This is a genomic window from Nonomuraea mesophila, from assembly GCF_004352805.1.
GTDB classification, from domain to species: Bacteria; Actinomycetota; Actinomycetes; order Streptosporangiales; family Streptosporangiaceae; genus Nonomuraea; species Nonomuraea longispora.
Window position 1 is genome coordinate 16,413 of the sequence record NZ_SMLD01000106.1, and the last position, 15,846, is coordinate 32,258.

General features: G+C 70.7%; 14 protein-coding genes and 1 pseudogene. 3 read left to right on the plus strand and 12 right to left on the minus strand.

What is annotated here, in order from left to right; all coding sequences use genetic code 11:
- Positions 1 to 35 precede the first annotated feature (35 nt).
- Positions 36 to 1,433, minus strand: a complete 1,398-nt coding sequence (locus E1295_RS31495) for an LVIVD repeat-containing protein (protein ID WP_166427495.1) — start codon at positions 1,431 to 1,433, stop codon at positions 36 to 38.
- 166 nt (positions 1,434 to 1,599) lie between these two features.
- On the opposite strand from E1295_RS31495, the gene E1295_RS31500 reads away from it, so the two are divergent.
- On the plus strand, positions 1,600 to 2,235 hold the full coding sequence (locus tag E1295_RS31500) for a DUF305 domain-containing protein (RefSeq protein WP_181958071.1): 636 nt from the start codon (positions 1,600 to 1,602) through the stop codon (positions 2,233 to 2,235).
- Between the two features lie 32 nt (positions 2,236 to 2,267).
- Here E1295_RS31500 and E1295_RS31505 read toward each other — a convergent pair whose 3' ends face one another.
- Together E1295_RS31505 and ahcY are read right to left on the minus strand one after the other, a co-directional pair.
- Positions 2,268 to 3,503, minus strand: coding sequence for an adenosylhomocysteinase (locus tag E1295_RS31505; protein WP_132635905.1), 1,236 nt, complete (start codon positions 3,501 to 3,503; stop codon positions 2,268 to 2,270).
- Between the two features lie 226 nt (positions 3,504 to 3,729).
- Complete coding sequence (ahcY, locus tag E1295_RS31510; RefSeq protein WP_132635908.1) at positions 3,730 to 5,157, minus strand: adenosylhomocysteinase; 1,428 nt, start codon at positions 5,155 to 5,157, stop codon at positions 3,730 to 3,732.
- Between the two features lie 103 nt (positions 5,158 to 5,260).
- Here ahcY and E1295_RS31515 point away from each other — a divergent pair, with 103 nt between their 5' ends.
- A complete protein-coding gene (locus E1295_RS31515; RefSeq protein ID WP_132635911.1) occupies positions 5,261 to 5,644 on the plus strand; it encodes a MerR family transcriptional regulator in 384 nt (127 codons plus the stop codon).
- On the opposite strand, the gene E1295_RS31520 is transcribed toward E1295_RS31515, so the two are convergent.
- Genes E1295_RS31520 through E1295_RS31540 form a run of 5 tightly spaced genes read right to left on the minus strand, consistent with a single transcriptional unit; the run spans position 5,641 to position 9,643 of the window.
- Positions 5,641 to 6,567: a cation diffusion facilitator family transporter gene (locus E1295_RS31520; protein ID WP_132635914.1), complete on the minus strand. Its 927-nt coding sequence runs from the start codon at positions 6,565 to 6,567 to the stop codon at positions 5,641 to 5,643. The genes E1295_RS31515 and E1295_RS31520 overlap by 4 nt on opposite strands.
- A 49-nt stretch (positions 6,568 to 6,616) precedes the next feature.
- Positions 6,617 to 7,723, minus strand: a complete 1,107-nt coding sequence (locus E1295_RS31525) for an SIS domain-containing protein (protein WP_132635917.1) — start codon at positions 7,721 to 7,723, stop codon at positions 6,617 to 6,619.
- Entirely contained in the window at positions 7,720 to 7,887 is a 168-nt protein-coding gene (locus E1295_RS31530; protein ID WP_106236648.1) for a Trm112 family protein, read from the minus strand. Before E1295_RS31530 ends, E1295_RS31525 begins: the two co-directional genes overlap by 4 nt.
- The gene (locus E1295_RS31535) at positions 7,884 to 9,233 is read right to left on the minus strand and encodes a phosphomannomutase/phosphoglucomutase (RefSeq protein ID WP_132635920.1); all 1,350 of its coding nucleotides are present in this window, start codon (positions 9,231 to 9,233) and stop codon (positions 7,884 to 7,886) included. Before E1295_RS31535 ends, E1295_RS31530 begins: the two co-directional genes overlap by 4 nt.
- Before the next feature lie 41 nt (positions 9,234 to 9,274).
- Positions 9,275 to 9,643 carry a DUF3499 domain-containing protein gene (locus E1295_RS31540; RefSeq protein WP_132635923.1) on the minus strand — a complete coding sequence of 123 codons (369 nt, stop codon included), beginning with the start codon at positions 9,641 to 9,643 and terminating at the stop codon, positions 9,275 to 9,277.
- 222 nt (positions 9,644 to 9,865) lie between these two features.
- Here E1295_RS31540 and E1295_RS31545 point away from each other — a divergent pair, with 222 nt between their 5' ends.
- A complete protein-coding gene (locus E1295_RS31545) occupies positions 9,866 to 10,306 on the plus strand; it encodes a metallopeptidase family protein (RefSeq protein ID WP_132516455.1) in 441 nt (146 codons plus the stop codon).
- Positions 10,307 to 10,320: 14 nt separating this feature from the next.
- On the opposite strand, the gene E1295_RS31550 is transcribed toward E1295_RS31545, so the two are convergent.
- The 4 genes and pseudogenes from E1295_RS31550 to E1295_RS49095 form a co-directional block, all read right to left on the minus strand.
- Positions 10,321 to 11,610, minus strand: coding sequence for a DUF5719 family protein (locus E1295_RS31550; protein WP_132635926.1), 1,290 nt, complete (start codon positions 11,608 to 11,610; stop codon positions 10,321 to 10,323).
- The gene (locus E1295_RS31555) at positions 11,610 to 14,420 is read right to left on the minus strand and encodes a glycosyltransferase (RefSeq protein WP_132635929.1); all 2,811 of its coding nucleotides are present in this window, start codon (positions 14,418 to 14,420) and stop codon (positions 11,610 to 11,612) included. Before E1295_RS31555 ends, E1295_RS31550 begins: the two co-directional genes overlap by 1 nt.
- 113 nt (positions 14,421 to 14,533) lie before the next feature.
- Positions 14,534 to 14,794: a WhiB family transcriptional regulator gene (locus E1295_RS31560; RefSeq protein WP_020546325.1), complete on the minus strand. Its 261-nt coding sequence runs from the start codon at positions 14,792 to 14,794 to the stop codon at positions 14,534 to 14,536.
- Positions 14,795 to 15,113: 319 nt separating this feature from the next.
- A pseudogene (locus E1295_RS49095) lies at positions 15,114 to 15,846 on the minus strand (hypothetical protein); the annotation flags it as partial.

Genomic DNA, 15,846 nt, shown 5'->3' on the forward strand with positions numbered 1-15,846 from the left:
CGTACGGGTACGGGCGCGAACGCGGCGTCCCGTCATCAGTGATGACCGTGCCCGTGCTCGGGATAGGACGTCTGGGTCTGCGCGTTGAGCTCGCGCATCTTGACGCCGTTCGCCCGGTTTGTACGCCAGTCGTTGATCTTCAGCACGTCAAGGCCCTGGTTGAAGTCGGAGCCGTAGATGTGCCCGTTGTAGTAGTAGGCCGACCAGAAGCCGCCACTCAGCGCGGGCGCGGTGTTGTCGGGGCCGCGCTCGAAGTAGGCGATCTCCTCTGGATGCGCCGAGTCGGTGAAGTCGACCACCGAGATGCCGCCCTGGTACCACGCCTGCACCATGATGTCGCGGCCCTTGACGGGGATCAGCGAGCCGTTGTGGGCGACGCAGTTCTCGCTGTCGTCCTGGTGCCGGGAGATCTTGAAGTAGCTCCTGAACACGAGCCGGCCGCGCACGATGTCGTAGTAGGCGTTGGCGCCCCGCTCGGGCCCGATGGCCTCGTTGCAGGTGGCCGCGCCGCCGCCGCCGAGCTCGTCGGTGAAGATGACCTTCGTGCCCTCGTTGTTGAACGTGGCCGAGTGCCAGAACGCGAAGTTGCGCTCGTCGCGCACGGTCGCGGTCACCCTGGGCCGCTCGGGGTCGCGGATGTCGAGCAGGATGCCCTCACCCATGCAGGCGCCCGCCGCGATGCCCTTCTCCGGGTACGCGGTGATGTCGTGGCAGCCCGTGGTCGCGGACCTGCCCTCGGGGTAGGGCAGTTGCTTGCCCGGGTACCCGCCGTCGGGGAACAGGTTGGGCGTCGCGATGACCGACGCGGCGGACGGGTCGCGCAGCGGCACCTTGATGATCGAGATGAGGTCGTGGGGCGTCGTGCAGTCGGGGAAGGCGTCGCTCGGGCCGTAGGAGGAGACGTAGATGTAGACGTTGCGCCCCCACCGGTCGGGGACCAGCGTGTGGGTGTGCGAGCCGCAGTTCGTCTCGACGGCCTTGATGTACTTCGGGTGCGCCTTGTCGGAGATGTCGAAGATGCGTACGCCCTCCCACGACTCCTTCACGGACGCGGGCTGCGAGGTGCTGTTGCACGAGTCGTCGTTACGCGAGGAGTCGACCGAGCCGAACAGCAGGTCGCCGTGGACGCTGACGTCCATCTGGCCGCCGGGGCAGACCACGGAGCTGACGAGCGAGGTGCGCTTCGGCTTGCGGATGTCGTAGATCGAGAAGCCGGAGTAGTTCCCGACGTACGCATAGTGGCCCTGGAAGGCCATGTCCGTGTGGATGTCGGCCAGGGCCTCGGGTTTGGGCACGTTCGTGACGTGCTTGATGTTCGGGCTCATGACGATCTCGCCAGGAGCCGGTATGTCCGCAGCCTGGACCGGCAGAGTGGTGCCGGCCAGCGCGGCCAGGGCCGCGACCAGGATGAGGACCCTGCGGCGGGTGAACACTCGGGGACCTCCGATAAAGGGAGCATAAACCTCCGTTATGGTCGCTCTAATCATCGCCGCTGACCAGCGTCCAACCTGTCAATTTTTGTTCCGGTTCGCACCCTTTTCTAACTGTGGTTCATGACTTAGAGTGCGCATTCTCCGCCACGTCTGTCAGGGAGGCTGGGTGCGCGCCGCGCTCATTGTCGTCATGGCCACGGTCGCCACCCTCACCGGCTGCAGCTCCAGCACGACACCTCAGGCGCCGCGAGCCGACTCGACCGCGCCCGTGATCGCTCCCGGCCGGCCGGGCGAACAGGACAGGACGCTCTCGCCGGCCGAGGCCGCCACCGCGGTGCCCTCCCCGACCGCGAACGCCGCCGACGTGACCTACGTCCAGGACATGATCGTCCATCACCGTCAGGCCCTGGACATGGCGCTGCTGGCCCCGAACAGGGCGCAGTCGGCCAAGGTGAAGGGCCTGGCCGACCGGATCAAGGCCGCCCAGGCACCCGAGATCCAGTACATGACGACCTGGCTGCGGGAGCAGGAGCAGAAGGTGCCCGACCACCACGCGGCGCACGACGGCATGCCGGGCATGGCCACGCCGGAGCAGCTGGAGGCCCTGCGGGCGGCGACGGGCAAGGACTTCGACCGGATGTTCCTGCAGCTCATGATCGCCCACCACCAGGGGGCGATCACGATGTCGGAGAAGGTGCTGACCAGCGGCTCCCACATCAGGATCGAAGAACTGGCCGGCGACGTGAGCGTCACCCAGATGGCCGAGATCGGCCGCATGCGCGAGATGCAGACCGCGCTCTAGCAACCTCCAGCCACACGGGCGCCGGCGTTCCGTCAGGAACCGACGCGCCAGGAGTGCAGGTAGTCCTCCTGCTCGTCCGTGAGCTCGTCGATGCCGATGCCCGTGGCGGCCAGCTTGAGCCTGGCGACCTCGTGGTCGATCTCCGCGGGCACGTCGTAGACGCCGGGCTCCAGCCGGGCCCGCTCCCCCGCCAGCCACGCCACGGCCAGCGCCTGCGCCGAGAACGACATGTCCATGACCGCGGCCGGGTGCCCCTCGGCCGCCGTGAGGTTGACCAGGCGGCCCTCGGCGAGCAGCAGCAGCCGCCGGCCGTCGGGCATGACGTACTCGTCGGTGTTCGGGCGCACGCCCCTGATCACCTCGACGGCCAGCTCGTCCAGCGCCCGCACGTCGATCTCCACGTCGAAGTGTCCCGCGTTGGCCAGGATCGCGCCGTCCCTCATGGCGGCCAGGTGCTCGGCCCTGATCACGTCGCGGTTGCCGGTCACGGTGATGAACAGGTCGCCGAGCAGCGCCGCCTGCGCCATCGGCCGCACCTCGTAGCCCTGCAGGGTCGCGTCGAGCGCCTTCACGGCGTCGATCTCGGTCACGATCACCCGGGCGCCGAAGCCCTTGGCCCGCTCGGCCACCCCGCGCCCGCAGAACCCGAACCCGGCCACGACCACCGTGCGACCCGCCAGCATCATGTTCGTGGCCCGCATGATCCCGTCGAGCGTCGACTGCCCGGTGCCGTACCGGTTGTCGAACATGCGCTTGGTGCGCGTGTCGTTCACGGCCACGACCGGGAACCGCAACGCCTGCTCCGCCGTCATCTGACGCAGCCTGATGATCCCCGTGGTGGTCTCCTCGCACCCACCGCTGACGCCGTCGAGCAGGTCGGTGCGCTCGGTGTGCAGGATGTTCACCAGGTCACACCCGTCGTCCAGCACAAGATCCGGCCCGAGATCAAGCGCCTGGTGGATGTGCCGGTAGTAGGTCGGCCGGTCCACGCCCGCCCGCGCGTGCACCGCGATCCCGTACGCGCGCAACGCCTCGGCCACGTCGTCCTGCGTCGACAGCGGGTTGGAGGCGGCCAGCGCGATCTCGGCGCCGCCCGCCTTCAGCGCGCCCATCAGCACGGCCGTCTCGGCGGTGACGTGCAGGCAGGCCGCGATCTTCAGCCCGTCCAGCGGCCGCTCCAGACCGAAGCGCTCACCGATCGCGGTCAACACCGGCATCGAACGCGCGGCCCACGAAATCTGCCGCTCACCGCTTTCCGAGACGTCCATGGCTCACCTGTAACCGAAGAAGACGGCCAAGAACGCGCTCGTAACGGCGAGAATCCCGTGAGCCTTCACGACCGGCCATGACGGACGGAAGCGGCGTCGGCGAGTGCGGGTGACTTGGCCTGCCGTAAAAGATGGGGTTTGACGCGCTCCGAGGGGAAAGCCCCCTCGGAGCGTTGTGTGACGCGGGGAAAAGCCCCGAAACACGCGGAAGGCTCGGGAGCCCCGATCAGTACCGGTAGTGATCGGGCTTGTACGGGCCCTCGACGTGGACGCCGATGTAGGAGGCCTGCTCCTTGGTCAGTTCGGTGAGCTTGACGCCGAGGGCGTCGAGGTGGAGCCGGGCGACCTTCTCGTCGAGGTGCTTGGGCAGCGTGTAGACGCCGGTCGGGTAGTCGGCCGTCTTGGTGAACAGCTCGATCTGGGCGATCACCTGGTTGGTGAACGAGTTGGACATGACGAAGCTCGGGTGGCCGGTCGCGCAGCCGAGGTTCATCAGGCGGCCTTCCGCGAGCACGAGGATCGTGTGGCCGTCGGCGAAGACCCACTCGTCCACCTGGGGCTTGATGGTGTTGCGCTTGATGCCGGGCAGCTTGGCGAGGCCGGCCATGTCGATCTCGTTGTCGAAGTGGCCGATGTTGGAGACGATCGCCTGGTGCTTCATCCGCGCCATGTGGTCGGCGGTGATGATGTTGAAGTTGCCGGTGGCGGTGACGAAGATGTCGGCGACGCCGACGACCTCGTCCAGCGTGGTCACCTGGTAGCCGTCCATGGCCGCCTGGAGCGCGCAGATGGGGTCGATCTCGGTGACGATCACGCGGGCGCCCTGGCCGCGCAGCGCGTCGGCGCAGCCCTTGCCGACGTCGCCGTAGCCGCAGACCACGGCGACCTTGCCGCCGATGAGCACGTCGGTGGCGCGGTTGAGGCCGTCGATGACGGAGTGGCGGCAGCCGTACTTGTTGTCGAACTTCGACTTGGTGACGGAGTCGTTGACGTTGATGGCCGGGAAGAGGAGCTGGCCGTTCTTGTGCATCTCGTAGAGGCGGTGCACGCCGGTCGTGGTCTCCTCGGTGACGCCCTTGATGCTCTCGGCGATCCGGGTCCACTTCTTGTCGGCGCCGACCGTGCGGGTGAGCAGGTCGATGATGACGTGCCACTCCTCGGGGTCGTCGGCGGTGGCGGGCGGCACGGCGCCGGCCTTCTCGTATTCCGCGCCCTTGTGCACCAGCAGCGTGGCGTCGCCGCCGTCGTCGAGGATCATGTTGGGGGCGCCGCCGTCAGGCCAGGTCAGCGCCTGCTCGGTGCACCACCAGTATTCCTCCAGGGTCTCGCCCTTCCAGGCGAACACCGGCACGCCCTTCGGGTCGTCGACGGTGCCGTCGGGCCCGACGACCGCCGCGGCGGCGGCGTGGTCCTGCGTGGAGAAGATGTTGCAGCTGACCCAGCGGACCTCGGCCCCGAGCGCCACCAGCGTCTCGATGAGGACGGCGGTCTGGATCGTCATGTGCAGGGAGCCCATGATCTTCGCGCCCGCCAGAGGTCGCGTGTCCGAGTATTCGCGGCGCACGGCCATGAGGCCGGGCATCTCGTGCTCGGCGAGCCGGATCTCCTTACGACCGAAGTCGGCAAGTGAAAGGTCTGCGACCTTGAAGTCCATCGGGTTTCCCCTCGCGTCACTGATGGTTGTCGCCGACGAGTCTAGGCACCGTTCGTACGGCGACGCACGCCCGGAGGGGTGAAACTGACGTAAGAATGTAAGGATGCGCATCACGGAAGCCGCCAAGCGGCTCGGCATGTCCCCGCGAATGCTCCGCTACCGGGAGGCACTCGGTCTGTTGCCTCCCGTGCGGGAGCAGGGGGCGCACCGGCGGTTCGGCCCCGAGGAGCTGGCCGCCGTGGCGCAGGGCGTCGAGCTGGAGAAACGCTTCGACGTGTCGCCGGCCGAGCTGGCGTTCGCGCTGCGGGTGCTGAGCGAGCCCGCGGTGGCGGCGGCCGTACGCGACCTCGGGGTGCGGATCGGGCGTATCCAGGTGCCGCGCCGGGCCCTCGACTTCGAGAAGGAGAAGGCCCTGCGGCTGCTGCGCCCCTCGGGCGGCGCTCAGCAGCCGGGCGTACGGAACCGGCCGGGGCCGGACGGCGCCTAGGGGGCGGGCGTGCGGGACCGGTCGAGGTCGGGCTCCAGGTAGATGACCCGGGCGATCGGCACGGCCTCACGGATGCGCTGCTCGGCCTCGTCGATGCCGCGCGCCACCTCCCCGGCCGTCTCGTCGTGCGAGACCGCGATCTTGGCGCCCACGAGCAGTTCTTCCGGGCCGAGGTGCAGCGTGCGCATGTGGATGACGCGGTCGACCTCGGGCGCGCTCTCCAGCGCGCGGCGGATCTGCTGCTCCACCTCGGGCGAGGCGCCCTCGCCGACCAGCAGCGACTTGGTCTCCACCGCCAGCACGACCGAGATGACGGCGAGCAGGGCGCCGATCATCAGGGTGCCGATGGCGTCCCAGACGGGGTTGCCCGTCACCACGGCCATCGTCACACCGAAGAGCGCGAAGATCAGGCCGAGCAGCGCGCCCAGGTCCTCCAGCAGGATGACCGGCAGCTCAGGAGACTTGGACCTGCGGATGAACGCGACCCACCCCTGCTTGCCGCGCACCAGGTTGGCCTCTTTGATGGCCGTGCGGAAGGAGAAGATCTCAGCGATGATCGCGAAGATGAGCACGCCGAACGCCCAGGCGGGCGACGTGAGGGGCTCGGCGTGGGTCAGCTTGTGATAGCCCTCGTACAGCGAGAAGAGCGCGCCGATCGCGAACAACACCACGGCCACCACGAACGCGTAGAAGTAGCGTTCGCGACCGTAGCCGAACGGGTGTTCCTTGGTGCTGGCGCGGGCCGCCCGCTTGCCGCCGACCAGCAGCAGCACCTGGTTGCCCGAGTCGGCGACCGAGTGAATGCCCTCGGCCAGCATCGACGACGACCCGGTGAAGAACGCCGCCACGAACTTGGCCACGGCAATGGACAGGTTAGCGACCAATGCCGCAATGATCGCTTTGGTTCCGCCGCTCGCGCTCACCGGTTTCTCCACTCGTAAGATCAGCTGTTCATAGGCCTGGAAGGGGATCCTATTGCGAAATCCTGGCCTTGAGTTCACTGATCGCCGCGACGGAGCTCGGATCGACGGCGTATCCCAGCGCCAGATAGGTGCTCGCGTAGTCGCCGAGCAGAATCAGCGAGGCCATGCGTTCCAGCGGGTGCGCGCCCTCCGCCGCCAGTTCGGTCACCGGGACGTCGCGCTCGCGCGCCAGCCGCAGCGAAGCCTCGCGCTGCCGCGTCAGCTGGGGATGTTCCTCGGAGTCGCGCAGCACCACCAGCCTGAGCGCGTGGGCGGGGGCGTCGGCGAAGATGTCGCGCTCGGCCATCGGCCCGTCGAAGGTCGCCACCTGACCGTGACCCGCCTCGGGCAGCTCGCCGAAGATGGCGGGATATTTCGCGTTGGTGTTGAGCTGGCAGGCCAGCCGGTACGCCGCCACAGACGCGGCGGCCGACGAGCCCCAGATCACCGGAAGGCTCTCGGCCACGTCGAGCGCGAGCGACTTGCCCGGGTTGACGAACGACTCGCTGGACGGCCGGCACCGGTGCGCCATGTCCTCCAGCGCCGTGGCCACCCGTTCGAACAACTCCTGGTCGGCCGGCAGGAGCCGCAGCGCGGCGGCCGCCACGATCAGCGGCACGGTCAGCAGCCAGACGTTGGCCCTGGACTGCCCGCTCACGGGCACCGGCACATAGACGGCCGACGCCTGGGTGGCGATCGCCTCCAGCGGTGAGTGGGGTGCGCCCACGCCCAGCAGCGTGCAGCCGCGCCGCACGGCCTGGGTGGCGACGGCCAGGGTTTCCTCGGTGTCGCCCGAGCCTGAGACGGCGATGACCAGGTCGGTGGCGCCGACCCAGCCGGGGAGCTGGTAGGAGCGCAGGGTGATGATCGGCAGCGGCGCGCCGTTGCCGACGACCGCCGCCATGATGTCACCCGCGATGCCGGAGCCGCCCATGCCCGCGACCACGATGGCGCGCGGGCGCCCCATCCCGGCCAGGCGGTCGACACGGGCCTCGACGGCGGTGCGGTAGCCGGTGCGTACGTGAGCCGCGGCGGCGGCGACCGCGGGCAGCATGCCGCCGGGGTCGCCGTCGCTGAGATGCCGCTGGTCGTCGAGCCGCTCCGGCTCCCAGGTCACGGTTTCCTGGCCTCGTCGACGAGCAGAACGGGGATGTCGTCCCGGACCGGGTAGATGAGGCCGCAGCCGGTGCAGGCCAGCTCTTCGGCCTCGGTCTCGGCACGCAGGGGGGCCTTGCAGGCCGGGCAGGCCAGGATTTCGAGCAGCCAGTCGTCGATCTTCACTTCGACACCTTTCCCACAATGGCGAGGACCTCGTCCCTGATCGCCGTCATCTCGGTCTCGTCGGCCGCCTCGGCGTTCAGCCGGAGCAGCGGCTCGGTGTTGGAGGCCCGCAGGTTGAACCACCAGCCGGATCCCGTCACGGTCAGCCCGTCGAGCTCGTCGAACTCGCCCCGGCCGGCGAACGCCTCCCGCACCCGCCGCAGCGCCTCGCCCTGGTCGGCGACCGCGCTGTTGACCTCGCCGGAGGCGTGATAGCGCGAGTAGACCTCGACCAGCTCGGACAGCGCCCGATCCTGCTCGCCGAGCGCGGCCAGCACGTGCATCGCGGCCAGCAGGCCGGAGTCGGCGAACCAGAAGTCGCGGAAGTAGTAGTGGGCCGAGTGCTCGCCGCCGAACACCGCGCCCGTGCGGGCCATCTCGGCCTTGATGAACGAGTGCCCCACCCGCGTCCGCACCGGGACCCCGCCGTGCTCGCGCACGATCTCGGGCACGCCGTGGGAGGTGATCAGGTTGTGGATGACCGTCGCGCCCGGAGCCTTGACCAGCTCGCGCACCGCGACCAGCGCGGTCACGGCCGACGGCGAGACGGACGCCCCCCGCTCGTCGATCACCCAGCACCGGTCGGCGTCGCCGTCGAAGGCCAGCCCGATGTCCGCGCCGCTGTCGATGACCGCCCGCTGCACGTCGAGGAGGTTCTGTGGCTCCAGCGGGTTGGCGTCGTGGTTGGGGAAGTCGCCGTCCAGCTCGAAGTAGAGCGGGACCAGCTCGATCGGCAGCCCGTCGAACACGGCGGGAACGGTGTGCCCGCCCATGCCGTTGCCCGCGTCGACGACCACCTTGAGCGGCCGGACGCCGGTCAGGTCGACCAGGGTGCGCAGGTGGTGGGCGTAGCCGGGCAGCAGGTCCTTCTCGATCAGCGACCCCACCGGCGTGGCCGTGACGCCGACCAGCTCGGCCGCGCGGTCGCGGATCTCGCTCAGCCCCGTGTCGCCGCCGATGGGCACCGCGCCGGCCCGGCACATCTTCATGCCGTTGTAGCGGGCGGGATTGTGGCTGGCGGTGAACATCACGCCGGGCAGCCCGAGGCTGCCGCTCGCGTAGTAGAGCAGGTCGGTGGAGCCGAGCCCGGCGTGCACCACGTCGGCCCGGCGCGAACGCGCCCCGCGGACGAAGGCCTCGGCCAGCGGCACGGACGACTCGCGCATGTCGTGGGCCACCACGACCGACCCGGCGCCCGTCACCTCGACGAAGGCCGCTCCGACAGCCTCGGCGATCGGCTCGTCGAACTCGTCGGGAACCACCCCGCGAACGTCGTACGCCTTGAAGATCTTGGCGAGATCGCCCACTCTCCAGCTCCGCCCTGGTCGTTTCCTCCGTCGAAACGAGCCTACCGGTCGCGGTGCTGCTGGGCCGACCTCAGAACGCGCAGGTGCCCGCGCCTGCCGACCTCGACGCCCTGGCCGACCGGCTCGCCATTGCCCGACGGCGAGGGCCGCGCCGCCTCCCTGACCGCGTTGGCCAGCGCCTCGAGATCGTCGGAGCTGGGCGAGGCGCCGTCCGTCGGCAGCCGCACCACCTCCCAGCCGCGGGGAGCGGTCAGCCGCTCGGCGTGTTCGGCGCACAGGTCATAACAATGTGGCTCCGCGTACGTCGCCAGGGGGCCGAGAACAGCGGTCGAGTCGGCGTATACGTACGTGAGCGTGAAGACGGCAGGCTGGCTGCAGGCGGTGCGGGAACAGCGGCGGACGGGGCTCACGGAGGGACCGTATCTGGTAAGAGTGCGAGGCGCCACTATCTGAGCACTCTTAACGAGCGTGTCGCCACAATTCGGACACCTGTCGCAGCCTTTCCACCGATTTCCCCGCCAGGGACCGGGTCGAGCCCGACGGTTTCCCGCGTTCCCGGGCGAAACCATCGTTCGTGGACAGGTGTACGCCGTTCCCCGGCACCGTCCGTACGCCCCCCTACACTGGGTTCCGTGACTCACCGGCGCGGTCCCAGGCGGCGCGATCGCCACGGTCGCGGTCTTCGCGGCCCGCTCGCCCCCTCCCACGTCCCCATGGCCAAGTCCCGCAGCGAGCGCTTCGACGACCTCGTGCTCGACGCGGTCGACCGGCTCAGGCCCCGGTGGGAGCGCCAGTTGTCGGCGGTGGAGTTCGCGGTCGAGGAGGTGCCGCCGCTGAGCGAGCTGGGCGACGGTCCGCAGCTCAGCCCCGACCCGATCCCGTTCGGCCGCGCCGACGCCGCCGCCGGCCCCAACCCCGCCTCGATCGTCGTCTACCGGCGTCCCCTGGAGGCGCGGGCCCGCGACCGCGACACACTGGGGGCCATGGTGCACGACACGGTCGTGGAACAGGTGGCCACGCTGCTCGGCCTGGCCCCCGAGACGGTCGACCCGGGCTACGACGACCGCGGCTGAGCACCTTCCGGGGTTCAGGGCACGACCACGCGGGCGGTGTCGGTGAGGGGCGGCAGGAGGGTCCACATCCGGGCGGGCGACAGCGGCTGGGCGGTGAGCAGCAGGCCGCTCTTCAGGCGTTCCTCCACCACCCGCCCGCCATAGACCTCCCCCGACACGGGCGTGACCACCACGGCGAAGTTGCCCTTCGCCTTGAGCTTGACGTTCTTCGTACGCCCGGCCGGCACCTCCACGTCGAACGGCTCTCCGTCCGGCACCTCCCGCACCCGCACCTTGCCGGGCCCGCCGAGCGCCGTGAGGACCAGGCGGGAGCCCTCGCGGTTGCCGGCCACCGCGCTGCCCAGGTCCAGTGAGGGCGTCCCGGCGGTGAAGGCGACGTCGGAGCGGCCGCCGGTGCCCGTGGCGACGAGCCCCGCCACGATCGGGACGGGCGAGGTGAGGACGAGGGCTGCCGAGGAGCCTCCGACGCCCGTGGTGACGTCGAGGGCGGCCACGCTGCCCGCCGGCACGTCGAGGGTCTCGCGGCCCTTCATCACGTATTCGGCGTCCTCGCTCACCGCCTTGAGCCGTATGGCGGCGTCGTTCTCGCCCGGCGCGGCGACCAGGAGTTCCCTGCGCCCGCCCCCTCCGGGGATGCCGGGGACGACCACGCGCGTCGAGGGCGGGGCGGCGGCGGGGAGCCAGTCGACGCCGCCGGTGTCGAGGGTGGTCCTGGCGGCGACGGCCACGCGGCCGAAGACGGTGGTGACGCTCACGGCCATGACGTCGGCCGAGGGGGCGAGCGTCTTGAGGTCGATCTCCTTGTGCTCGCCCGGCGCGATCTCCAGCCCGATCCCCTTGTCCCCGGAGACGAGCCCCTCCGCCGCGTGGACCTGGACGTCGGTCAGCGCGGGCGCCTTGTCGGCGTTGGTGAGGTGGAGCCGTACGTCGGCGTCGGCGGGGCCGGGGCCGACCAGCCAGGTCTCGGGGCTCGGCTCGGTGCAGCGCACCCCGGCCAGCCCACGCCCGCCGCCCTTGGTGGCGCGGGTGACGTAGCCGGCCTCGAGCGCGCCGGGGCCCTTCGTGACGTACGGGCCGGCGTCCATCTTCTCCCGGTTGAGCGTGTCGGGCAGGTAGACGTTGACCTGCTCGCCCTTCGTGCCGGGGCAGACGGCGGTGACCGACTCGACGGCCACCTTCCGCGGGCCGTCGGGCGGGGGCGGCAGGGGCGCGGGCCTGGTGATGTACGCGGCCCCGTACATCGCCGCCAGGGCGACGACGACCAGCGCCAGCAGGCCGAACCTGTTCTCCACGAACGCCTTCATCACGCACCCGCCAGTGCCGCGGACGACGACTCGACGCCCTCGGACGGACGCCGCCCCGGCGCGGCCAGGAGCGCCGCCACCAGCACCAGCGCTCCCTGCATCCACAACCACGGCGTGTGCAGGGCGCTCTCGGGCTGGGCCGGCACGCGTTTGACCGGCTCGGTCAGGCGCCACAGCCCGCCCGCGTCCGACAGGCTCATGCGCTGCAGCGACGGCTGGGAGTCGAGCCTCTTGGCCAGTTCGGCCGAGACGGGAGGCGCCACCGCGACCATGGCGATGCCGTGCTGGGCGAGCGTGGCCGCGTCGCCACCGCGCCCACCGGCCAGGCCCTGGGCCGCCGCCCTCACCCGGGCGCGGGCATCGGGGTCGGCGGGCAGCTCCGCCTCGCCGATCAGCGGGGTACGGGCGTGCAGCACGGTGAACGCGGAGCCCTTGATCACGAGGGTGCGTTCGCCGTTCTTCGAGTAGGACGCGGCCAGCGCGGGCAGCACGTCGGGCGCGTCGCCCACGAGCGGCCCCCGCACGCCGTTCGCCACCCAGAAGCCCGCGGCCAGCAGCGGCGTGCTGAACGCGACCGCCACCACCGCCGTCGCGCCCAGCCTGCGCAGCCCGCCTCCCGCGCGCAGCTCGGCCAGGCGGTGGGCGGTCAGTCCCACGAGGACCAGCAGCCCGGTGCCCGCGAACGCCAGCGGCACCCCCGGCCAGACCCGCGCCCCTTCGACGGTGACGCGGCTGACCAGGATCGCGGCCAGCATCCCGTACAGCGCGATGCCCCACCCGATCGCGACGATCATGCGCTGGCGGCGCATGAGGAGCGCGGCGAGCGCGGCCGTGACCAGGCCGGCCGTCACCCAGAACGGCGGCAGTCCGGGCCCGCCGGGGCTGAGCGCGAGCAGCGACTCGGGGGCGAGCACGGGATCGGCCAGGGCGGGATCGTGCAGCCCGGCCTCCAGGAGGATCCTGCCCGGGTCGGCCACCAGGGAGGCCAGCCACGGGAGCAGCAGCACCACCGGCACGGCGAGGGCGATGACCATGGAGGTCACGACCCCGCGCCGCACGCCGCCGAAGGCGAGCGCCGCGAGCACGCCGAGCACGGCGAAGAGCGGGTAGACCAGCGGGACGAACGCCGTGCCCACGGCGAGCAGCAGCCCGAGCCCCCAGGCCGCGCGGCGGGCGCGGCGGCGCTCGCCGGACAACAGCACCGTGCCGAAGGAGGCGTAGAGGGGCAGGAGCACGAACACCACGGCCGTGCCCAGCCGCCCGGCCGCGATGGCGCCGGTCGCGACGGGCAGCAGCGCGTACGTCCCCGCCGCCCACGCCCGCGCGGGCACCGCCGGGATGACGTGCCGGGTGGCCAGGTACGCCGAGGCGCCGGCCAGCGGAACCGAGCCGAGCAGCAGCACGGAGACGGCCAGCCACGTCTTGCCGAGCGCGAGCGTGGACAGGGCGGCGAGCACGGCGACGTACGGGGGCGCCCAGGCGCTCGAGCCGAGGCCGACGTCGTGGAAGCCCTCGGTGTAGAACGCCCACAGGTCGCCCGCATCTCCCGTGACGGGCACCAGGGCGCCGCCGCCGAGCCGTTCGCCGCCGAGCAGGGAGCGCTCGGCGGCCAGCGAGACGGCGGTCAGCGCGAGCAGGAGGACGACGCCCGGACGGCTGAGGAAACGTTTGACGGCGCCGGTGTCCGGCGGCGGGAGCTCGTGTTCCTCCTCCTCCGCGGTGGAGTGGTGGTGGCGGCCGGCGGAGTCGACGGGGGCCTGGCCGGCGAGGAAGCTCTGGACCATGTCGGTGAGCCGCCGCCAGGCCGCTCCGCGAGGGGTCATCAACCGCCTAATACGGATATATGCCTTTTTGCGGCTCTGCCGGTTCCCCGGTGGACGGCGGGCCCGGCGTGCCCTGAGCAGCCGCAACGGGTGCACCAGGATCGAAGCCATGGCCACCATCTCGTCCAGCGCGTTCGCGGGCTGCTTGCTCACGACGAACAGCAGCGTGCGGAAGGCCGAGCCGACCACGTTGCGCAGCAGCGCCCAGAGCATCGCGCCGAACGGCAGGTTGGCCATCACCACGAAGATCGCGTTGCGCCTGTCGAGCCTGCGCGGATGGTCCCCGCTGACCGTGATGCGCCGCCGCCTGCGCGCCGCCGCCTCGGCGTGCCAGGCCACGGCCGCGGTGACGTTGAGCACCTGGTGCCCGGCGTTGCGCACCCGCCAGCACAGGTCGAGATCGTCACGGAACAGCGGGAAGAACGGGTCGAGCCCGCCCACCTGCTCCCACACGTCCCGGCGGATCAGCATGCCCGCCGTGGACACCGAGAGCACGTCGTGCGTACCGTCGTGCTGCCCCTGGTCGAACTCGCGAGGTTCGAGCCCGGTGTCCCTGCGTCCGGTGCGGCCGACGGTCACGCCCACTTCGAGCAGCCGCCTGCGGTCGAGCCAGTCGCGCAGTTTCGGGCCGAGCACCGCCGCCTTGGGATGGTACTGCGCGGCCACGAGCAGCGCCTCCAGCGCCCGCCGGTCGGGGGCGCAGTCGTCGTGCAGCAGCCAGATCCACTCGTCGGGCCCGGCGGACGGCATCCTCTCCAGCGCCGCCGCCACGGACTCGCCGAAACCGGTGGAACGAGGCAGGGAGATCAGGTTGCCGCGGCCGAGCGTCTGGACGAGCAGGTCGGCCGAGCCGTCCCTGCTGCCGTTGTCGACGCCCGCCACGCGGTCAGGTCTGCGGCTCTGTCCGGCCAGAGCCTGCAGCGTCTCCCCGAGCCAGCGCCCGCCGTCGTGAGCGACGACGATCGCGGTGACGTAGGGACGTGCCATGGGCGGGTGACTCCTGGGGGTTGATCACGCGCGCCCACCCTACAGGCGAACCCCTGCAAAAGATGCGAAAAAGGGCCACACGGCAGCCCGCGTGACCCCCTCGCCCATATCTCTCAAACGGCCTGGCGTTTGATCCGTCTGCGTTCCCGCTCGGACAGCCCACCCCAGATGCCGAACCGCTCATCGTGCTCGAGTGCATATTCCAGACACTCGGCACGGACCTCGCACGATCGGCAGACCTTCTTGGCCTCTCGGGTGGAGCCGCCCTTCTCCGGGAAGAACGCCTCCGGATCAGTCTGCGCGCACAAGGCACGCTCCTGCCATCCGAGTTCTTCAGCGTCAAGCTGATCCTGTGCGATGACCGGATCGGTCACTGCACACCTCCCTGCCGCCCGCCCGCAATGGAGCCCCCCATGGACGCCTTCCTTATTACCCACCCACTGGAAGGCGTAACAACATGGTTGTAATTACACGCGCGTGCCGTACGTGACGTCAAGCGGCATGCAGGTATCCGGGGAAAGACCAGAACTCGCCCCGGTGTGCTTGGCATGTGATGTTCGCACCCGGCCGACACCCATATGCGCGCGGCGTCAGCCAGGCTTGTTCAACGCTGTCAGCGGTCCGAACCGTACCAGGGCGGGATAGACGGCCGCCCGTGGCCCACCTTCTCTCTAACCGTTCATTGCCGGTCCGTTACCTGCGTGGCTCATTGGGGGTGTATATGGCGGTCGGGTCGATCGGGTCGTCCCCGGGACGGCGCTGGTCGCCGCCGAAGGAGTCCGGTCCGAACGACGACTGGTCGAGCCGCATCGTCGCGTCCCCGGACGGGATCTGCTGGCCGGACTGGTACTGGCCCTGCTGCGGCTCGTACCCGCCGCTCTGCTGCTGGGGCTGCTGCGGATGGCCGAACGGGTCGTCGTACGCCCTGGGCGGCTGCCCCGCGTAGTCGGGCACGCGCAGTTCCGGCTGGGTGCCCGGCGAGGAGTGCTGGTAGGTCTCCGCCTGCTGGTAGGCGTCCATGAGCTGCTGGGAGCGGGGGTCGACGGGGGGTTCGGGCTCCTGGTACGCCTGCGGGGTGGCGTACTCCTGGCCCGAGAAGCCCGTGAACGGCTGACCGGCCTGCTGGTCCGCCTGCTGCGGGTCGAACGCGCTCTGCCCGAAGTACGGCTGCCGGCCGTCCGCCGGAGGGTACGGGACGTTCGGGCTGGTCTCGGCCGTGGGATAGGCCTGCTCGGCGGGGGCGAAGGCGCTGGAGGCCTCCGGCGGCGCGTACGGGTTCTGCTGGTCCGCGGGTGGGGCGTAGGGGTTGCCCTGGTCCGCGGGTGGAGCGTACGGGTTCGGGCTGGACTGGTTGTGCAGGTTCGGCTGGCTGTCCGCGGGGACGTACGGGGCCGGCTGGTAGTCCGCGGACGGGGTGGCGTACTCC